The organism is Streptomyces sp. NPDC097107, from assembly GCF_044762405.1.
GTDB lineage: Bacteria > Actinomycetota > Actinomycetes > Streptomycetales > Streptomycetaceae > Streptomyces > Streptomyces thinghirensis.
In genome coordinates, this window is the sequence record NZ_JBIWEF010000008.1 from 227,036 (window position 1) to 245,272 (window position 18,237).

17 protein-coding genes are annotated in these 18,237 nt (G+C 71.7%); 9 read left to right on the forward strand and 8 right to left on the reverse strand.

The genetic code is table 11. From position 1 onward, the window contains the following. Positions 1-26: 26 nt before the first annotated feature. A complete protein-coding gene (locus ACIQ1J_RS20865) occupies positions 27-827 on the reverse strand; it encodes a ferritin-like domain-containing protein (RefSeq protein WP_403558575.1) in 801 nt (266 codons plus the stop codon). Between the two features lie 503 nt (positions 828-1,330). On the opposite strand from ACIQ1J_RS20865, the gene ACIQ1J_RS20870 reads away from it, so the two are divergent. Beyond that, entirely contained in the window at positions 1,331-3,991 is a 2,661-nt protein-coding gene (locus ACIQ1J_RS20870) for a DEAD/DEAH box helicase (RefSeq protein WP_403558577.1), read from the forward strand. Between the two features lie 175 nt (positions 3,992-4,166). Continuing rightward, positions 4,167-5,060, forward strand: coding sequence for an alpha/beta fold hydrolase (locus tag ACIQ1J_RS20875; protein WP_403558579.1), 894 nt, complete (start codon positions 4,167-4,169; stop codon positions 5,058-5,060). Between the two features lie 84 nt (positions 5,061-5,144). On the opposite strand, the gene ACIQ1J_RS20880 is transcribed toward ACIQ1J_RS20875, so the two are convergent. Continuing rightward, complete coding sequence (locus tag ACIQ1J_RS20880) at positions 5,145-6,050, reverse strand: NYN domain-containing protein (protein ID WP_403558830.1); 906 nt, start codon at positions 6,048-6,050, stop codon at positions 5,145-5,147. Between the two features lie 236 nt (positions 6,051-6,286). On the opposite strand from ACIQ1J_RS20880, the gene ACIQ1J_RS20885 reads away from it, so the two are divergent. Continuing rightward, positions 6,287-6,439 carry a hypothetical protein gene (locus ACIQ1J_RS20885; protein WP_210963771.1) on the forward strand — a complete coding sequence of 51 codons (153 nt, stop codon included), beginning with the start codon at positions 6,287-6,289 and terminating at the stop codon, positions 6,437-6,439. A gap of 97 nt (positions 6,440-6,536) precedes the next feature. On the opposite strand, the gene ACIQ1J_RS20890 is transcribed toward ACIQ1J_RS20885, so the two are convergent. From ACIQ1J_RS20890 to ACIQ1J_RS20900, 3 genes are all read right to left on the reverse strand, one after another. Beyond that, complete coding sequence (locus ACIQ1J_RS20890; RefSeq protein WP_121749082.1) at positions 6,537-7,142, reverse strand: MarC family protein; 606 nt, start codon at positions 7,140-7,142, stop codon at positions 6,537-6,539. A 64-nt stretch (positions 7,143-7,206) separates the two neighbouring features. Then, positions 7,207-8,064, reverse strand: a complete 858-nt coding sequence (locus ACIQ1J_RS20895; protein ID WP_403558582.1) for a PHP domain-containing protein — start codon at positions 8,062-8,064, stop codon at positions 7,207-7,209. Between the two features lie 199 nt (positions 8,065-8,263). Next, positions 8,264-8,905 (reverse strand): DUF6758 family protein, encoded by a 642-nt coding sequence (locus ACIQ1J_RS20900; RefSeq protein WP_210963768.1) that lies wholly within the window; start codon positions 8,903-8,905, stop codon positions 8,264-8,266. Positions 8,906-9,122: 217 nt separating this feature from the next. Here ACIQ1J_RS20900 and ACIQ1J_RS20905 point away from each other — a divergent pair, with 217 nt between their 5' ends. Beyond that, complete coding sequence (locus ACIQ1J_RS20905; RefSeq protein WP_403558584.1) at positions 9,123-10,346, forward strand: MFS transporter; 1,224 nt, start codon at positions 9,123-9,125, stop codon at positions 10,344-10,346. 62 nt (positions 10,347-10,408) lie between these two features. Here the strand turns inward: ACIQ1J_RS20905 and ACIQ1J_RS20910 are convergent, their stop codons facing one another. Then, positions 10,409-11,005, reverse strand: coding sequence for a suppressor of fused domain protein (locus ACIQ1J_RS20910; RefSeq protein WP_210963766.1), 597 nt, complete (start codon positions 11,003-11,005; stop codon positions 10,409-10,411). Positions 11,006-11,525: 520 nt separating this feature from the next. Between ACIQ1J_RS20910 and ACIQ1J_RS20915 the strand changes: the two genes are divergently transcribed. Both ACIQ1J_RS20915 and ACIQ1J_RS20920 read left to right on the forward strand, forming a co-directional pair. Next, the gene (locus ACIQ1J_RS20915) at positions 11,526-12,641 is read left to right on the forward strand and encodes a magnesium and cobalt transport protein CorA (RefSeq protein WP_403558586.1); all 1,116 of its coding nucleotides are present in this window, start codon (positions 11,526-11,528) and stop codon (positions 12,639-12,641) included. 33 nt (positions 12,642-12,674) lie between these two features. Next, complete coding sequence (locus tag ACIQ1J_RS20920) at positions 12,675-13,187, forward strand: hypothetical protein (protein WP_403558588.1); 513 nt, start codon at positions 12,675-12,677, stop codon at positions 13,185-13,187. Positions 13,188-13,211: 24 nt separating this feature from the next. Here the strand turns inward: ACIQ1J_RS20920 and ACIQ1J_RS20925 are convergent, their stop codons facing one another. Next, entirely contained in the window at positions 13,212-13,949 is a 738-nt protein-coding gene (locus ACIQ1J_RS20925; protein WP_403558590.1) for a hypothetical protein, read from the reverse strand. A 270-nt stretch (positions 13,950-14,219) separates the two neighbouring features. Here ACIQ1J_RS20925 and ACIQ1J_RS20930 point away from each other — a divergent pair, with 270 nt between their 5' ends. The 3 genes from ACIQ1J_RS20930 to ACIQ1J_RS20940 are packed head-to-tail and all read left to right on the forward strand — an operon-like array spanning position 14,220 to position 17,279. Further along, positions 14,220-15,512 carry a magnesium transporter MgtE N-terminal domain-containing protein gene (locus ACIQ1J_RS20930; protein ID WP_403558592.1) on the forward strand — a complete coding sequence of 431 codons (1,293 nt, stop codon included), beginning with the start codon at positions 14,220-14,222 and terminating at the stop codon, positions 15,510-15,512. Then, positions 15,502-16,101 (forward strand): DUF1003 domain-containing protein, encoded by a 600-nt coding sequence (locus ACIQ1J_RS20935; RefSeq protein WP_210963761.1) that lies wholly within the window; start codon positions 15,502-15,504, stop codon positions 16,099-16,101. The genes ACIQ1J_RS20930 and ACIQ1J_RS20935 overlap by 11 nt, the downstream gene beginning before the upstream one ends. A 44-nt stretch (positions 16,102-16,145) precedes the next feature. Next, a complete protein-coding gene (locus ACIQ1J_RS20940; RefSeq protein ID WP_403558594.1) occupies positions 16,146-17,279 on the forward strand; it encodes an Mrp/NBP35 family ATP-binding protein in 1,134 nt (377 codons plus the stop codon). A gap of 94 nt (positions 17,280-17,373) precedes the next feature. On the opposite strand, the gene ACIQ1J_RS20945 is transcribed toward ACIQ1J_RS20940, so the two are convergent. Beyond that, complete coding sequence (locus tag ACIQ1J_RS20945; RefSeq protein WP_403558596.1) at positions 17,374-18,045, reverse strand: hypothetical protein; 672 nt, start codon at positions 18,043-18,045, stop codon at positions 17,374-17,376. Positions 18,046-18,237: the final 192 nt, after the last annotated feature.

The following is an 18,237-nucleotide window of genomic DNA, read 5'->3' on the forward strand; positions in this document are numbered from 1 at the left end:
GGGCGGTCGGGCGGACGGGCGGACGGTCAGGCGGCCAGCCCCAGCGCCGCCATCCGCTTGGTGTGCGCCTCGGTGATCCGGGAGAACATCCTGCCGACCTCGGCGAGGTCGAAGCCGTCCGCGACACCGCCGACCAGCATCGTCGACAGCGCGTCCCGGTCGGCCACCACCCGCTGGGACTGCGAGAGGGCCTCTCCCATCAGCCGCCGTGCCCACAGCGCGAGCCGCCCGCCCACACGCGGGTCCGCGTCGATCGCCGCGCGCACCTTCTCCACGGCGAACCCCGCGTGCCCGGTGTCGTCGAGCACCGCCAGCACCAGCTCGCGGGTGTCGGAGTCGAGGCGGGCCGCGACCTCACGGTAGAAGTCACTGGCGATGGAGTCACCGACGTAGGCCTTGACAAGCCCCTCCAGCCAGTCGGACGGGTCCGTCTGCTTGTGGAAGCCGTCGTACGCGGCCACGAACGGCTCCATCGCCTCCGTCGGCTCCTCGCCGATCTCGGCGAGCCGGTCCCGCAGCCGCTCGAAGTGGTGGAACTCCGCCGACGCCATCTTCGCCAGCTCCGCCTTGTCCGCGAGCGTGGGCGCCAGCTTGGCGTCCTCCGCGAGCCGCTCGAACGCCGCCAGTTCGCCGTACGCGAGTGCGCCGAGCAGGTCCACGACCGCGGCACGGTACTGCGGGTCGGCGGCCGCCGTCGCCCAGTCCTGGGCGGCGACTCCGGTGGCTCCGGTGGCTCCGGTGGCTCCGGTGGCTCCGGTGGCTCCGGTGGTTTCGGCGGTTTCGGCGGGGGCGTCAGCGGCGTTGCCAGGCTTGTCAGAGCTCGTCATGCAGCGCACAATAGCCCGCCCGTGGCCTGCGGGAAGGCTCCCGGTCGGCCCTGGCCATTCAGTGTGACGACGACTACGTGACCAAATCGGCCATCGCGTGTGCGCGAATCCGAGGTATGGTGGTAATGCGCCTGCCGAGTATGTGACGTACGGGTACGTGACATCGTCGTCGGGCCGCACGCATGAGGATGCCCGGTCGGTGGCCCGATCGGCTCCGACCCGACAGCCCTCCCTGCCGTACGCCACGCTGCGTACGGAATCCGGAGGGGGACCCTCAGTGGTACGAGCGCTGGAGCGTCGACAGAGGTCCCGTGTCCTACGGCTCACCCGTAAGGCAGCCGACGTCCCCGACACGATCCGGCACCACCCGCGCGCTCGCCTCGCACCACGTACACAGAAGAGGCAGCACCCTGACTACGACGTTTCGATCCCTCGGGATCCTCCCCGAGACCGCCGAAGCCCTCGAGGCCGTCGGCATCCTCGCTCCCTTCCCCATCCAGGAGATGACGCTCCCCGTGGCCCTTTCGGGCAAGGACGTCATCGGCCAGGCCAAGACCGGCACCGGCAAGACGCTGGGCTTCGGCCTCCCGCTCCTCGAGCGCGTGACCGTCCCCGTCGACGTCGAGGCGGGCCGCGCGGCACCCGAGGCGCTGACCGACGCCCCGCAGGCCCTCGTCGTCGTTCCGACGCGCGAGCTGTGCCAGCAGGTCACCAACGACCTCCTGACCGCGGGCAAGGTGCGCAACGTGCGCGTCCTCGCGATCTACGGCGGCCGGGCGTACGAGCCGCAGGTCGAGGCTTTGAAGAAGGGCGTCGACGTGATCGTCGGCACCCCGGGCCGCCTGCTGGACCTGGCGGGCCAGAAGAAGCTGAGCCTGAAGCACATCAAGAGCCTGGTCCTCGACGAGGCCGACGAGATGCTCGACCTGGGCTTCCTGCCCGACGTCGAGAAGATCATCAACATGCTGCCGGCCCGGCGTCAGACCATGCTGTTCTCGGCCACCATGCCGGGCGCGGTCATCTCGCTGGCCCGGCGTTACATGTCGCAGCCCACGCACATCTCCGCCACCTCGCCGGACGACGCGGGCGCGACGGTCGCGAACACGAAGCAGTTCATCTACCGCGCGCACAACATGGACAAGCCCGAGATGGTGGCGCGCATACTGCAGGCCGACGGCCGGGGACTGGCCATGGTCTTCTGCCGCACCAAGCGCACGGCGGCCGACCTGGCCGACCAGCTCAAGCAGCGCGGCTTCGCCTCCGGCGCGGTCCACGGCGACCTCGGCCAGGGCGCTCGCGAGCAGGCCCTGCGGGCCTTCCGCAACGGCAAGGTGGACGTGCTCGTCTGCACCGACGTCGCCGCTCGCGGCATCGACGTCGAGGGCGTGACGCACGTCATCAACTACCAGTCGCCGGAGGAGGAGAAGACGTACCTGCACCGCATCGGCCGCACCGGCCGCGCAGGCGCGAAGGGCACGGCGATCACGCTGGTCGACTGGGACGACATCCCGCGCTGGCAGCTGATCAACAAGGCGCTGGACCTGGGCTTCAGCGACCCGCCGGAGACGTACTCCACCTCCCCGCACCTGTACACCGACCTCGGCATCCCCGAGGAAACCAAGGGTCTCCTGCCGCGCTCGGAGCGCACGCGCGCCGGGCTCGACGCGGAGGAGCTGGAGGACCTGGGCGAGCCGGGTGGCCGCGCGCGTGGCGAGCGGGGCGACCGGGGCGGCCGAGGTGGCCGGGGCGGCGGCAGGGAGGAGTCCCGTTCCGCCGACCGCGAGCGTTCGTCCCGTACGACGCCGCGTCGCCGGCGCCGGATGCGCGGCGGTGCTCCGGTGGACGCGGACGCCTCCGCGACCACCGCACCGGAGGCCGTGACCGGCGGTGCGGACAGCGCCGCAGACGTGGACACCGACGCCGCGCCCCGCACGCTGCGCCGTCGGCGCCGTACGCGCAGTGGAGAGTCGCGCCGGCCGGTGACGGCCGCGACGACCGACGCCCCTGCGGCGCAGGTCACGGAGGGCACCGCGCTCGCGACCCCCGAGGTCGCGGAAGTCGCGGAGGTCGTGGAGACGCCGGAGGCCCCGGCGAAGTCGCGTCGCCGCCGCACCCGCAAGTCGGCCGAGGCGCCGGCCGCTCCGCTGGAGACCACTCCGGTGGTCGAGCCGACGGTCGCCGACGCCCCGGTGACCCCGGTGACCGAGGCCCCGGTGACCGAGGCCCCGGTGGCCGAGGTTTCCGTGGAGAAGCCACGCCGCCGCACCCGTAAGGCCACGGCCGCCGAGACGGCGGTCGACACGGCCGAGGGAGCGACCGAGCCCGCGTCCGAACCGACGGAGACGAAGCCGCGCCGCACCCGCAAGACGGCCGCCGCGGCATCGACCGCGACGGACACCGCGGACGCTGCCGACACCACGGCTGCCAAGCCCCGCCGCACCCGCAAGGCCGCAGTGGCCGAGCCCACGGAGGTCACCGAGGCCGCGCAGGCCCCGGAGACCGCCGAGGCCAAGCCGCGGCGTACCCGGAAGACGGCCGCCGCCAAGGCGGAAGCCGCCGTCGACACCGCCGAAGGCACGGAGACCAAGCCGCGCCGCCGCACCCGCAAGGCCGCCGACCCCGTCAAGGCCACCGAGGCCACCGCCGGCATCCCGGCCCAGACGGCACAGGAGCCGGAAGCGGCCGAGGCCAAGCCCCGGCGCACCCGGAAGACGGCCGCCGCCAAGGCCGAGACCGCCGTCGACACCGCCGAAGGCACGGAGGCCAAGCCGCGCCGCCGCACCCGCAAGGCCGCGGAGACACCGGAGGTCACCGAAACGGCCGTGCAGGCCCCGGAGACCGCCGAAGCCAAGCCGCGCCGTACCCGGAAGACGGCCGCCGCCAAGACCGAGACCGCCGTCGACACCGCCGAAGGCACGGAGACCAAGCCGCGCCGCCGCACCCGCAAGGCCGCCGACCCCGTCAAGGCCACCGAGGCCACCGCCGAGATCCCGGCCCAGGCCTCTCAGGAGCCGGAGACGGCGCCGCGTCGTCGGACCCGTAAGGCGGCTGCCGTCGAGGCGCCCGCCGAGGCCACCGACACGGCCGAGGCGAAGCCGAAGGCTCGCCGCACCCGCAAGGCGGCCGCGGCCGCCACGCAGCACGCGGAGTCCAGCGAAAGCTGATCAACGCCGCCTGCCCGACCGTCGGCCCGGTCCCGCCCATACGCGGGGCCGGGCCGACGGCGTTCCCGCCCACGACCGCCCGCCCATCCGCCGGCCCAGTGCCTCACTCCACCTCGGCCATCCCGGCAGCCCAGCCGCCCTCTCCCCCACCCCCACGGCCCGATAGCCTCTGCCCGTGAGCAGTAACGCCGCCTTCACCCCGCCCTCCGACGCCCGCGCGTACCGGCTGCGTACCGCGCGTGGTGAGTTCGCCGTCGTCGACTCGCCCGTGGCCGGCGGGGCCGAGGCGAAGGGGACAGTGCTGATGCTGCCCGGGTTCACGGGGAGCAAGGAGGACTTCACGCTGTTGCACGAGCCGCTCGGCGCGCGCGGATACCGTACGGTCGCCGTGGACGGGCGGGGCCAGTACGAGACCGACGGGCCCGAGCACGACGAAGCCGGCTACGCGCAGGCCGAGCTGGCCCGGGACGTACTCGCGCAGGTCGCCGCTCTCGGGACGCGTGTGCATCTCCTCGGGCACTCCCTCGGCGGTCAGATCGCACGGGCCGCCGTGCTGCTCGACCATGCCCCCTTCGTCTCCCTCACGCTGATGTCCTCGGGCCCGGCGCGGATCTCCGACTCCCAGCAGCGGCGAGTGAAGCTCCTTCGGGACGCGCTCGACACCATGACGATGGCCGAGGTCTGGAAGGTGATCCAGGCGATGGGGCCGCCCGAGGAGGTCGGCGCCCCGGCACCCGCGCACGGCCCGGACGAACCGGATCGGCTGCGCGCCCGCTGGCTGGGCACCAGGCCCGCTCAGCTCCTCGCCACGGGGCGGCAGCTGTGCACGGAGCCGGACCGCGTCGGCGAGCTCGCCGCCGTGCCGCTGCCGCTCCACGTGCTGTCGGGCGCCTACGACGACACCTGGCCCGTGCCCCTCCTGGACGAGATGGCCGTACGGCTGGGCGCGCGCAGGACCGTGATCGCCGGTGCCGAGCACTCCCCCAACACCGACCGGCCCGAGCCGACCGCACGCGCTCTCGCCGACTTCTGGGACGGCTCCCCCACCCAGCGACGGCCGGAACGCTAGTACCGCGACGCTCAGTACGCGCGCTCAGCACTGCGCCCGCTCAGTACCGCGCGCTCAGCACTGCCCCCGCTCAGTACCGCGCGCTCAGTACTGAGCCTGCAAGTGCTCCCAGAAGCCGTCCCGCAGCGCCCTGCGCAGGTCGGCCTGGCCGCGGAGCGAGTACTGGAGCAGGCCCTCGGCCTCCACCAGCAGGTCCTGGTCCACCGAGCCGGGAAGGTAGGGGTGGCCGGGGAGCAGTTCCACCAGCGACTGGCGTCCGCGTGCCGCCAGCCACTTCGCGGCGATCTGCGCGCCCACGAAGCGGACGTCCTCGCGGGCCGGCCGGGCCGCGCCCGTCGCCTCGAAGGCGTGGGCCGTTCGCCGGGAGACGTACGGCTTGAAGAAGTCCAGGTCGAAGGTGCGCTGGCTGTCGACCTCCCAGAGCAGCGGGTCGGCCTGGTTGCGGCCCTCGGGCGCCTCGATGCCCCACAGGTGGACGCGGGCGCCGTATCCCTGGGCGGCCTCGACCGCCGAGACCAGGTCCTCGTCGCCGCCGAGGAGGGCCGCGTCGCTGATGGCGCGGTGCCGGGCGAGGGACTCCAGGTCGGAGCGGATGAGGGAGTCGACGCCCTTCTGCTGGTTGTTGGCGTTGAGGTTGCCCAGGCGGACCTTCACGTCGGGAAGTTCGGCGATGGACTGCTGCTCGGCGGTGTGGATGCGGCGCCGGGCGCCGTCGTACCAGTAGACCCGCAGCAGCCGGCTGTCCGCGAAGATGATGCGCGCCTTGTCGATGAGCGCCTCGATCAGTCCCTCGGCGTCCAGGTCGAAGGCCCGGCGGTCCTCGGTCCCGGCCACCAGGCGCCCCGCCGCCGCGTAGAGGTACCCGGCGTCGACGAAGATCGCGTGGGTCGAGGGTGTCTTGGCCACCTCGGCGAGCATGCGCAGCAGCAGCTCGTTGGTGCGATCGATGCAGGCGTTCAGGGACGCGAGGTCGTCGTTCATCGCTTCCATTGTCCCGGCGGTCACGCTGCGAACACAACCGGTCCCGGTCAGTCTTGTACCGGACACCTGACGCGCCGGGACAAGCGACTTACCAGTCAGTAATTAGCCGTTCGAAAAATTTCCTTAGCGTAGGGAATGTTTGCACCACACAGCCCGTTGACCACCTACGTAAGCCCGGGCACCGACGACCCGGGAGCCACACCAGTAGTTCTCCTCAGGAGGATGACCAGATCAAGGGAGAGGCCATGCGCTTTGAAGTCATGCGACTCGACGACGTCGACGGAACCCCCGTGAACACGACCGTCGTGGACGCAGCCTCCGTGAATCGCATCGTTCAGCAGGCCGCCGCCATCGGGCAGCGCCTGTGGATCCGCCCCGCCGACACCTCGGCCTTGTAGCGCGGACCCGCACACACATCCAGGACCCCCGCACGGGACTCCGTGCGGGGGTCCTGTGCATGCTCCCTCCCGCCCCCCTGCCCGGGCCGCCGCACGCTCACGCGCCCTGGATCACCTGCGTGACGCCGTTGATGATCTGCTGCACCGCGATCGCGGAGAGCATCATGCCGGCGAGGCGGGTCACCAGGACAACGCCGCCGTCCTTGATGACCCGGATGATCAGCAGCGAGTACCGCATGACCAGCCACAGCACCACGTGGATCGCGAGGATCGCCGCCCACACCGACGCCTGCGCGGTCGCGCTGTCGGCCTTCTGCACGGCCAGGATGACCGAGACGATCGCCCCGGGGCCGGCCAGCAGCGGCATGCCCAGCGGCACGAGCGCGACGTTGACGTCCTTGGTCTGCTTCGGCTCGTCCGTCTTGCCGGTGAGCAGGTCGAGCGCGATCAGCAGGAGGAGCAGCCCGCCCGCGATCATCAGGGCGGGCACGGACACGTGCAGGTAGTCCAGGATCTGGTGCCCCAGCAGACCGAACACGGTGATCACGCCACCGGCGACGCAGACGGCCTGGAAGGCCATCCGCCTCTGCACCTTGGCGGGCCGGCCGGAGGTCAGCGCGAGGAAGATCGGGGTGATCCCGGGCGGATCCATGATGACAAAAAGGGTCAGGAAGAGGGAGCCGAAGACGGCGACGTCGAACATGGGTGAGCTACTGGCCTTGCGGGAGAGGGAAGGGTGGGCGTGCGGGAGGGGGCTCGGACCCCGCTCAGACCCCGCCGGCCCCGGGCACGGGGAACGCCCCGAAGGCCCGCCGCGTGATCTCCCCGTAGACCTCGGGGTCCGTCGTGTACTCGCCGAGCACGCAGGTCTTCCGGATGCCGTGGTAGTCGCTGGAGCCGGTCACCAGGAGGCCCAGTTCCCTCGCCGTCCCGCGCAGCCGCGTCCTCGTGTCCGCGTCGTGGTCCATGTGGTCGACCTCGATGCCGTCGAGGCCGGCCGCGGCCAGCTCCGCGATCGTGGTCTCCGGCACCGTACGTCCCCGCTTGGCGGCGGCCGGGTGCGCGAACACGGCCACCCCGCCCGCGCCCTTGATCAGACGGAGGGCCTCGAAGGGGTCGGTCTCGTGCTTCTCCACGAAGGCCCGGCCGCCGTCGGCCAGCCAGTCCTGGGTGAAGGCGTCGCCCACGGTCGGCACGACGCCGAGTTCGACGAGGGCGGTGGCCACGTGCGGCCGCCCGACCGAACCGTCGCCGGCGATGCGCGCGACCTGCTCCCAAGTGACGGGCACGCCCAGCGCGTTCAGCTTGGCGACCATGCCCTTGGCCCGCGGCACCCGGTCGTCCCGGACCAGCTCGCGCTCGGCGAGCAGGGCGGGCTCCTCGGGGTCGAAGAGGTAGGCCAGCATGTGCATGCTGACGCCGTCGGCCCGGCAGGAGAGTTCGGCGCCGGTGACGAGCGTGAGCCCCTCGGGGAGCGCGGCGACGGCTTCGGCGTGGCCGCGGGTGGTGTCGTGGTCGGTCAGCGCGATGACGTCCAGCCCGGTCGCGGCGGCCTTGCGCACCAGCTGGGCCGGGGTGTCCGTGCCGTCGGACGCGGTGGAGTGGGTGTGCAGATCGATGCGCACGACGCTGACTCCAAGCGGTGACGGGACGGAGGGGACGCTCAAGGATAACCGGAACTCCACCCGCCGCTGTCACACCCGCAGCGGCCCTGCGCCCCCTACGCCCACCGCGGGCACCCCTACGCCCACCACCAGCGCCCACCACCGGCGTCCGGCACCCGGCACCCGACGTCCGGCACCCGAGCACCCGGGTGCCGGGCGCCTACGGCTGGATCAACCGCGGTGACAGCGCTCCGCACGGCACCAGGTCCACCTCGGCACCCGCGTCCCTCAGATCGGTCAGCACCAGTTCCTCGTACATGAGCAGCCCCGAGCGCTCGGGCCACACGACGGCCCACAGCCACATCCCGAGGGCCTCCCCCGCGAAGACGGCGCGGTCGGCGGGGGCACCGGAGACATTCCAGAGGGGGGTCGGACGGCCGACGGCCAAAACCTTCACCTGGGGCGGCTTCTCGACGTCCATGTACGGGCCGGGGTCCGGGGCGTCGATGCCCGCGTACCGCGCGCCGAGACCGACGCCGAGTTCCTCGGCGACCAGGATCAGCTCACCGATACCGCCGAGAGGCCCGGGACCGGAGCAGGCCACGGCGGTCGCCCGGCCGCCACTGCGGTCGTCGCCCGCACAGGCCACGCCGGTGAACAGCCAGCCGACCGGCAGCGGCCACGGCATCCACACCGGTACCTGCGTGCGGTGCACCACGACGCCGAGCGCCTCGACGCTGGGCGGAAGCACGGGCTGCAGCGGGTGCACGGCGCCATGCCGGTCGCACTGCCAGGAATCGGCGAAGAGACCGGGAGCCCTGACCCGGCCACCACACTTCGGGCAACTGGGTTCGCCCCTCATAGAGCCCCACGGTCCTACCCTCGCTCCCCCACGTCAAGGACGATCACCCATCCGGGCGGAACGGCTGACCAGCCGGAACTAGATGTAGCTTGCATTAATTAGCCACGCTAACTTACTGTATGCAAACACCAACCACCGGACTCCACCAACCATCGGACCCCGTCCGAAGCGTCTGAACCCCCTGACCGATCCCCCTTCCGTCGGCATTGGAGCAAGCATGGACCCCTTCGACGCGGGTGCGGGCGGCATCCTGCGACAGCCCAAGGCCGTGTGGGCGACCGCCGGTGCGTCCGTCGTGGCCTTCATGGGCATCGGGCTCGTCGACCCGATCCTGCCGTCCATCGCCAAGGGCCTGGACGCGAGCGCCGGCCAGGTCTCCCTCCTGTTCACCTCGTACTTCCTCATCACCGCCCTCGCGATGCTGGTCACGGGCTTCGTCTCCAGCCGCATCGGCGGGCGCAGGACCCTGCTGCTCGGCCTGGCCTTCGTCGTGGTCTTCGCGGGCCTGGCGGGCACCTCCGACACGGTCGGGCAGCTCGTCGCGTACCGGGCCGGCTGGGGCCTCGGGAACGCGCTGTTCGTCTCGACGGCCCTCGCGGTCATCGTCGGCGCGGCGGCCGGCGGCAGCGCCGCGGCGATCCTGCTCTACGAGTCCGCCCTCGGCCTCGGCATGGCCTGCGGCCCCCTGCTGGGCGCACTGCTCGGCGACGCCAGCTGGCGCTACCCCTTCTTCGGCACGGCGTTCCTGATGGCGATCGGTTTCCTGTGCATCACCGTGTTCCTGAAGGAACAGCCGAAGCCGGCCCGCAAGACCTCGCTGCTCGACCCGCTCAAGGCGCTGGGCCACGGCGGACTCGCCTCCGCGGCCGTGTCGGCGTTCTTCTACAACTACACGTTCTTCACGGTGCTGGCCTTCACGCCGTTCGTGCTGAACATGACGCCGTACAAGTCCGGCGCCGTGTTCTTCGCGTGGGGCGTGCTGCTCGCCGTCTTCTCGGTCCTCGTGGCGCCGCGCATGCAGAAGCGGTTCGGCTCACTGAAGGTGCTCGGCGGCTCACTGGTGCTGCTCGCGGCCGACGTGCTGGTCCTCGGCTACGGGAACCACACCGCCGCGATCGTCTGCACGATCCTGTCCGGCGCCTTCATCGGCGTGAACAACACCGTCTACACCGAGCTGGCCCTCGGGGTGTCGGACGCGCCGCGTCCGGTGGCCAGCGCGGGCTACAACTTCGTGCGCTGGTTCGCGGCGGCGGCCGCCCCCTTCTTCGCGCCGAGGATCGAGGAGTGGACCGACATCCACGTCCCCTTCGCCGTGGCGGCGGTCACCGCCGTGCTGGGCGCGGTCGTGGTCCTCGTACGGCGCCGCGCGCTCACCCACGAGGCGGAGGAACTGGAGCCGAGGCACGCGGCGGAGGACGGGGTCACGGTCCTCGCCGGCTGAGGGCCGGCCGACAGACCAACCGGCCGGCCGACCGGCCGACGGACTATGGCCGGTGAGTTCCGTCACTCCAGCGGAACGGACCTGCGGGACGGATCACGCAGGTCCGTCCCGTGCGTCAGCCAGCGTTCCTGGAGGGCCGGCGCACCGTGCACGCGCTTCCAGGCGGCCTCGTTCGCGGTCATCGGCAGCAGCGGCAGGAACCGTACGGGATCCAGCGGGGCGTCCAGCTCCAGGTCCTCGACCAGGCCGCCCGGCTCGGCGACCAGGACCGACGTGAACGGCGCCCCGGGCCACAGCGTCTCCCCGACGTCCAGCGAGGCACCGGGCGCCACGATCACACCCTCGACCTGCGGGGACGCTGCCAGCACGGCGAGCGGCCGGAGCACCTTGTCGGTGTCGGCGAGACCGGCGCGGACGGAGAGGACCAGCTCGGCGCGGGGCCCCTTGACCGGATCGGCGAGCACGGCCGTGGGGTCCGCCATGGGCTGCGAGGACATACCGAGGGTGGCGTAGCGGACGATGTCGCCCTCCTGACCGCCGCCGGGAAAGCGCAGCACCTCGATACGTTCGGTGCCGAGGAAGGTGACCGCCGCGCGCGCGTCCGGCTCGCCCAGCGAACTGCGCAACCGGGCCTCGACCAGAGGAAGAACATCAGCCATGCGGCGAGCATAGAACTCGCGGTGAAGCGGCGAAGCGGCGCCTTGACACGCCGGGTGACTGGTACTCTGGCCCAGCCGTCGGGGCAGCACGCAGCGCGTCGCGATCAAGCACCCGACGCCATGAAGACTGCCCTACGGGGAACCCCTCCAAACGAGGGGATGGATCGTCCCTCACGAGGGACCGGCCGGAGGAGGTGGGGCTGGCATGGACCGAAGTCGACCGTGCAGTACCACCCGCTCTTCCGGCCGCTGACACCACCGCTCCGGTTTCTTCCGCCGCCGCTTTCTGCCCGCGTGCCCGCACAGGGAAGAGCACTTCGTCTCGTTTTGCCTGATCCGGTCCATCGATCCGGATCAGCAGCTGAACCAGCAGCTGAATCAGCAGCGAAGTCGGCCACCGCGACGGTGCGGTGCACCCCGCTTTGTGGACGTGCCGAACGCACGTGGTCAGGACGTCCTCATTCCGGGTGGTTCCACCCGCCACCGGCCTCGTTCGCTGCCCGTCGCGAAGGAGCCTGCCATGTCGATGATCCGTGACCTGCGCGCCGCGGTCCGCCCGTCCCGCGTCTCCCTGCGCAAGGACAGCGGCGCCTACGACACCACCCGCGACCCGGCGACCACGTCCGCCGTCGTCGACTGCGCCGTCTACCGCGACGGCGCGCGCGTCGAGACGGAGGCGCCGCTGAGCCCGCACCGGGCGATGCGCCAGGTGCGCCGCGACGGCGGGTTCGTGTGGATCGGCCTGCACGAGCCCACCGAGGACGAGTTCGCCGGTATCGCCCGGGAGTTCGGGCTGCACCCGCTGGCCGTGGAGGACGCCGTCCAGGCCCACCAGCGGCCCAAGCTGGAGCGCTACGACGACTCCCTGTTCACGGTCTTCAAGACCGTCCACTACGTCGACCACGACGAACTCACCGCCAACAGCGAGGTCGTGGAGACCGGCGAGGTCATGTGCTTCACCGGGCGGGACTACTTCATCACCGTCCGGCACGGCGGGCAGGGCTCGCTGCGCGCGCTGCGGCACCGGCTGCAGGCGGACCCCGAGCTGCTGCTCAAGGGCCCCTCGGCGGTGCTCCACGCCATCGCCGACCACGTCGTCGACGGCTACCTCGCGGTCGCCGACGCGGTGCAGGACGACATCGACGAGGTCGAGACGGAGGTGTTCTCGCCGGGCCGCAAGGGCACGCCGCGTGGCACGGACGCCGGCCGGATCTACCAACTCAAGCGCGAGGTACTGGAGTTCAAGCGGGCGGTGTCCCCGCTACTGCGCCCCATGCAGCTGCTCAGTGAGCGGCCGATGCGGCTGATCGACCCGGAGATCCAGAAGTACTTCCGGGACGTCGCCGACCACGTGGCACGGGTGCAGGAGCAGGTCATCGGCTTCGACGAGCTGCTGAACTCCATCCTCCAGGCCAACCTCGCCCAGGCGTCCGTCGCGCAGAACGAGGACATGCGCAAGATCACCTCGTGGGCGGCGATCATCGCCGTACCGACGATGGTGTGCGGGGTGTACGGCATGAACTTCGACTACATGCCGGAGACGCACTGGAAGTTCGGCTACCCGCTGGTGCTGTCGATCACGGTCGGCCTCTGTCTGGGCATCCACCGCACGCTCAAGCGCAACGGCTGGCTCTGACCGGGGCCGAAGAGCGCTGGATAGGCTGACCGCATGACAAGCGAGCTGTTCGACCAGGCCCTCGTCGAGGAGGCCACGAAGAAGTCCGGCCTCATCTGGGTCGGCGGGCCCGGCGTGACCGCGCGTGCGCTGTGGCATATCTGGCACGAGGGCGCGGCCTGCGTCATCGGCGACGGCCCCGGCGAGCAGCCACTGCCGGGGCTGGCCGACGGGGCCTCGGCCGAGGTGACCGTGCGCAGCAAGGACAAGGGGGGCCGGCTGGTCTCCTGGACGGCACGGGTCGTGGAACTGCCGGCCGGCTCCGAGGCCTGGCAGGCGGCGGTCGCCGACCTCAAGGGCAAGCGCCTGAACGCCCCGGACGGCGAGGCCATGACCGACCGCTGGGCCCGTGAGTGCCGGGTGCTGCGCCTGGAGCCGACGGGGGCGACGGCGCCGCTGCCCGACGGTTCGCTGGCCGAGGCACCGCTGCCGAGCCCGGCGACGACGCGCGAGCCGCTCCCCGCCGGGCTGCCGCGCCTGCTGCTGAAGCGCCGGAAGAAGCGTTAGCGCGCAGCGGAACGCCGACGGGTCCTAGGAGGTCGGCAGCTGCTTGCCGTAGTCCAGCGTGTCGTCCTGGGGCGGCTCCTCGAGCGCGAAGTCCTCGTTCCAGCCCGAAAGGCTGAGCGTGCCCGCGCTGCCCGCCCGCACCAGGCGCAGCGGGTACGGCGTGCCCTCCAGGGAGACGTCGAGCGAACCGCCGGCGCCCTGGTCGCCGGTGATCCGGATGGTGCGCACGCCCGCCTGCTCGTGGCGGCCGTCCGTCTCCACCGTGCCGTGCAGGGTCAGCAGGCCACCGATGAGGACGTCCTTGTCGGTGAAGCCACTGAACTTCTTGTACACGGGGTCGCTCTGCGGCACCTTCACGTACTTGTCGGCCAGCTTCTCGGCGGCCGCGGTGTCCCCGCCGTCGTGGCTCCAGAATTCGGCGTCGGCCTTGAGGAAAAGCTGCTCGCCGACGCGCAGCAGCCCGAACGTCGTCCCCTCGGCGGCGACCGACCCGGTCCCCCCGTCGGGCTTCAGCCGCATGTCCAGGGTGTACGTGTTCCCGCCGGCGGCCACGGTCCCGTGCAGGCGTACCGCTTCGGCGGACTCGGCGGCCGTGCGGGCCTTGGCCTGGATCTTTTCGGCGGAGAGCTTCCCGACGCCGTTGGTGCCCGCGTCCGGGTCCTCACTACTGCATCCCGTCAGCCCCGCTCCCGTCACCACCAGGGCGCACACCGCGCCCATCAGAGCGGCCCTGCGGATTCGGCGCCGGGGAGTCGCAGACACAGCTGGGGCTGCCTTTCTGACATGGGCGGACAAGGGCTGGCAAGGAGCCGGCCGGGGTCCGGACAGGCCCTGGCGGCGTACCGCAGCGTACCGGGGCCGTGGACGGCGAACGGAGCCAGTCCGTCCGGACCGGCCGCCAGAGCGGAGCCGTTCGGGACGGGCTAGCCTGAAGCCCGTCCGAGCGGGCAATTCGGAAAAGGAACACCGTACGAATCAGCTCCCACACACTCCGACGCACGCCTACGAAGTTTGAGAAAAGGAGCCGCGGCCATGGCAGCGGGCGCCCCCCGGATCTTCGTCTCCCATCTCTCCGGCATCGCCGTCTTCGACCCGGCCGGCGACCAGGTGGGACGCGTGCGCGATCTGGTCGTCATGCTCCGCGTCGCCGGCAAACCACCGCGGGTGCTCGGCCTGGTCGTCGAACTCACCACCCGCCGCCGCATCTTCCTGCCCATGACCCGGGTCACCGGCATCGAGTCCGGCCAGGTCATCACCACCGGCGTGGTCAACGTCCGGCGCTTCGAGCAGCGGCCCACCGAGCGCCTCGTCTTCGGCGAGCTGCTCGACCGGCGGGTCACCCTCACCGAGACGGGTGAGGAGGTCACCGTCCTGGACCTGTCGGTGCAGCAGCTGCCCGCCCGCCGGGACTGGGAGATCGACAAGGTCTTCGTCCGCAAGGGGAAGAAGAGCGGCGCCTTCCGGCGCAACAAGGGCGAGACGCTGACCGTCGAGTGGTCCGGCGTCACCGGCTTCTCCGTGGAGGAGCAGGGGCAGGGCGCCGAGAACCTCCTCGCCACCTTCGAGCAGCTGCGCCCCGCCGACCTCGCCAACGTCCTGCACCACCTGTCCGCCAAGCGCCGCGCGGAGGTCGCCGCCGCCCTGGACGACGACCGGCTGGCCGACGTACTGGAGGAGCTGCCCGAGGACGACCAGATCGAGATCCTCGGCAAGCTCAAGGAGGAGCGCGCCGCTGACGTGCTGGAGGCGATGGACCCCGACGACGCGGCCGACCTGCTCGGTGAGCTGCCCGAGGAGGACAAGGAGCGGCTGCTGAGCCTGATGCAGCCCGCCGACGCGGCCGACATGCGGCGTCTGATGGCGTACGAGGAGCACACGGCGGGCGGTCTGATGACGACCGAGCCGATCGTGCTGCGGCCCGACGCGACCGTCGCGGACGCCCTGGCCCACATCCGCAACCCCGACCTGTCCCCGGCGCACGCGGCCCAGGTCTACGTCTGCCGGCCGCCCGAGGAGACCCCGACCGGCAAGTACCTCGGCACCGTGCACTTCCAGCGCCTGCTGCGCGACCCCCCGTACACCCTGGTCGGCTCGATCATCGACGACGACCTGCAACCGCTCGATCCGGACGCCGCGCTGCCCGTGGTCGCCGGGTTCTTCGCCGCGTACGACATGGTCGCGGCGCCCGTCGTCGACGATTCCGGGTCGCTGCTGGGCGCCGTCACGGTGGACGACGTACTGGACCACATGCTGCCCGACGACTGGCGGGAGACCGAGTACCACCTGGAGGAGACGACGGGGGAGGTGAGCGCCGATGGTGCCTGAGCGCGAGACCCCGCCGCGTGAGCGTGCCGCGTCGGGAGCCACGGCGGCCTCCCGCACCCGGGCCCGCCTGGACCAGCCCCGCCCGCCGCGCCGCAGGCTGCTGCCCGAGTGGGACCCGGAGTCCTTCGGCAGGCTGTCGGAGCGCGTGGCGCGCTTCCTGGGCACCGGGCGGTTCATCGTCTGGATGACCGTCGTCATCATCCTGTGGGTGGTGTGGAACGTGTCCGCGCCGAGCGGCCTGCGCTTCGACCAGTACCCGTTCATCTTCCTGACGCTGATGCTGTCCCTCCAGGCCTCCTACGCGGCCCCGCTGATCCTGCTCGCACAGAACCGGCAGGACGACCGGGACCGGGTCAACCTGGAGCAGGACCGCAAGCAGAACGAGCGGTCGATCGCCGACACCGAGTACCTGACCCGCGAGATCGCCGCCCTGCGCATCGGCCTGGGCGAGGTCGCGACGAGGGACTGGATCCGCTCCGAACTGCAGGACGTGCTCAGGGACCTGGAGGAGCGGCAGAACGGCCACCACCCCGACCGCGGGGTATTCCCGGCGGATCGGTCCCGGGGGCGTGACGTACACGACCGCTGACGGGGCTTTCCGTGCCCGGTGGGCGGCGCCGTACCATCGACCCTATGGCTACGGAAGACGCGGTGCGTGAAGCACTGGCGACGGTGAACGACCCCGAGATCAACCGGCCCATCACCGAGCTGGGGATGGTCAAGTCGGTGGAGATCGGCGCGGACGGAGCGGTCGCGGTCGCCGTGTACCTGACGGTCTCCGGCTGCCCCATGCGGGACACCATCACGCAGCGGGTGACGGACGCGGTCTCCCAGGTCGAGGGCGTCACGCGGGTCGACGTCGAGCTGGACGTGATGAGCGACGAGCAGCGCAAGGAGCTGGCGAACGCCCTGCGCGGCGGCCAGACCGAGCGCGAGGTGCCCTTCGCCAAGCCCGGCAGCCTGACCCGGGTGTACGCGGTCGCCTCCGGCAAGGGCGGCGTCGGCAAGTCCTCGGTGACGGTGAACCTGGCGGCGTCGATGGCGGCGGACGGCCTGAAGGTCGGTGTCGTCGACGCCGACATCTACGGCCACTCCGTGCCGCGCATGCTCGGCGCCGACGGACGGCCCACCCAGGTCGAGAACATGATCATGCCGCCTTCGGCCAACGGGGTGAAGGTCATCTCGATCGGCATGTTCACCCCGGGCAACGCGCCGGTGGTCTGGCGCGGCCCGATGCTGCACCGCGCGCTCCAGCAGTTCCTGGCGGACGTGTACTGGGGCGACCTGGACGTTCTGCTGCTCGACCTGCCGCCCGGCACCGGCGACATCGCGATCTCCGTCGCGCAGCTCGTGCCGAACGCCGAGATCCTGGTCGTGACGACCCCTCAGCAGGCGGCCGCCGAGGTGGCGGAACGGGCGGGCGCCATCGCCGTCCAGACCCACCAGAAGATCGTCGGCGTGGTCGAGAACATGTCCGGGCTGCCCTGCCCGCACTGCGGCGAGATGGTCGACGTCTTCGGCACCGGGGGCGGCCAGTCGGTCGCCGACGGCCTGACCCGCACCACGGGCGCGTCGGTGCCGGTCCTCGGCTCCATCCCGATCGACGTCCGCCTGCGCGAGGGCGGTGACGAGGGCAAGCCCGTCGTCCTGACCGATCCGGACTCCCCGGCGGGCGCCGCCCTGCGCTCGATCGCCGGCAAGCTGGGCGGGCGCCAGCGCGGCCTCTCGGGGCTGTCGCTGGGCATCACGCCGAAGAACAAGTTCTGACGCTCCGTACGGGGCTGTCGTACGGGACTGGGGCGCTGTCCGCCGGGACGGCGCCCCTTGTCGTACGCCCGGGCGTCCGCGCGTACGACATCCCCTAGGCGTACGCGGCGATGTCCTTGACCACGGAGAAGGCCAGCCCGTACGCGCTCATGCCCCTGCCGTAGGCGCCCAGGTGGACGCCCTGCTCGGTGGAACCGGCGAGCACCCAGCCGAACTCGGACTCCCGGTAGTGGAACCGCGTCGGCACGCCGTCCACGGGGAGGGAGAGCGTCGACCAGTCCTCTCCGCCGAGATCGTCCGCGAGGACCCACGCGGTCTCCGTCTGCTGCTCCAGCCAGTCGTCGCGCAGCGAGTGGTCCATCTGGCCCGGCCAGGTGAAGGACAGCAGCCCGACCCCGGCGAGCCACGCCGCCGACGACACCGAGGTGGCCTCCAGCAGACCCGTGCCGTCGGCGCTGCGCCGGTCGGGGTTGACCGCGACGGTCACGACGACCGCGAACTTCTCCTTGGCGTCCTGCTCGTCGCCCGCCACGTGCTCGTTGCGCACCGACGGTTCGTCGCCGTGCCCGATCGAGCCGTGCTCCACCTCCCCGTCGGCCGCCGTACCGACCTGCATCAGCCAGCGCCGCCCCGTGAAGGCCTCGTCGAGGCCGTACCACGGGAAGGGCGCACGCAGGTAGCCGTCGATCGTCCGCCGGGCGGAGGGGACCTCTTGTCCATCCTCCGTGCCCGGCGTCTGTGCGACCGCCTGACTCGTCGTCTCCATGTGCCCGGACGCCTCCTCGCTCTCGTCGGACCGGAACGGCCCGCCCCCCTTCGGGCGCACTCGTCCGGTCCGCACAACAACTCGGGCAGCATAGCCACACCACTGGCGGCAACCGGGAGATTGCCCGGCGCGTGGGTCGCCCGGGCGTCGCCTTCAGGCCCCGCACGCCCCGTCCCGAGTGTGAGACGCGTC

Bases quoted from the DNA above. Each gene is read 5' to 3' on its own strand.
- ACIQ1J_RS20935 (WP_210963761.1), top strand. From the start codon at position 15,502: ATGGTGCCTGAGCGCGAGACCCCGCCGCGTGAGCGTGCCGCGTCGGGA.
- ACIQ1J_RS20920 (WP_403558588.1), top strand. From the start codon at position 12,675: ATGACAAGCGAGCTGTTCGACCAGGCCCTCGTCGAGGAGGCCACGAAG.
- ACIQ1J_RS20910 (WP_210963766.1), bottom strand. From the start codon at position 11,005: ATGGCTGATGTTCTTCCTCTGGTCGAGGCCCGGTTGCGCAGTTCGCTG.
- ACIQ1J_RS20945 (WP_403558596.1), bottom strand. From the start codon at position 18,045: ATGGAGACGACGAGTCAGGCGGTCGCACAGACGCCGGGCACGGAGGAT.
- ACIQ1J_RS20865 (WP_403558575.1), bottom strand. From the start codon at position 827: ATGACGAGCTCTGACAAGCCTGGCAACGCCGCTGACGCCCCCGCCGAA.
- ACIQ1J_RS20885 (WP_210963771.1), top strand. From the start codon at position 6,287: ATGCGCTTTGAAGTCATGCGACTCGACGACGTCGACGGAACCCCCGTG.
- ACIQ1J_RS20880 (WP_403558830.1), bottom strand. From the start codon at position 6,050: ATGGAAGCGATGAACGACGACCTCGCGTCCCTGAACGCCTGCATCGAT.
- ACIQ1J_RS20905 (WP_403558584.1), top strand. From the start codon at position 9,123: ATGGACCCCTTCGACGCGGGTGCGGGCGGCATCCTGCGACAGCCCAAG.
- ACIQ1J_RS20900 (WP_210963768.1), bottom strand. From the start codon at position 8,905: ATGAGGGGCGAACCCAGTTGCCCGAAGTGTGGTGGCCGGGTCAGGGCT.
- ACIQ1J_RS20940 (WP_403558594.1), top strand. From the start codon at position 16,146: ATGGCTACGGAAGACGCGGTGCGTGAAGCACTGGCGACGGTGAACGAC.
- ACIQ1J_RS20915 (WP_403558586.1), top strand. From the start codon at position 11,526: ATGTCGATGATCCGTGACCTGCGCGCCGCGGTCCGCCCGTCCCGCGTC.
- ACIQ1J_RS20930 (WP_403558592.1), top strand. From the start codon at position 14,220: ATGGCAGCGGGCGCCCCCCGGATCTTCGTCTCCCATCTCTCCGGCATC.
- ACIQ1J_RS20890 (WP_121749082.1), bottom strand. From the start codon at position 7,142: ATGTTCGACGTCGCCGTCTTCGGCTCCCTCTTCCTGACCCTTTTTGTC.
- ACIQ1J_RS20870 (WP_403558577.1), top strand. From the start codon at position 1,331: ATGACGCTCCCCGTGGCCCTTTCGGGCAAGGACGTCATCGGCCAGGCC.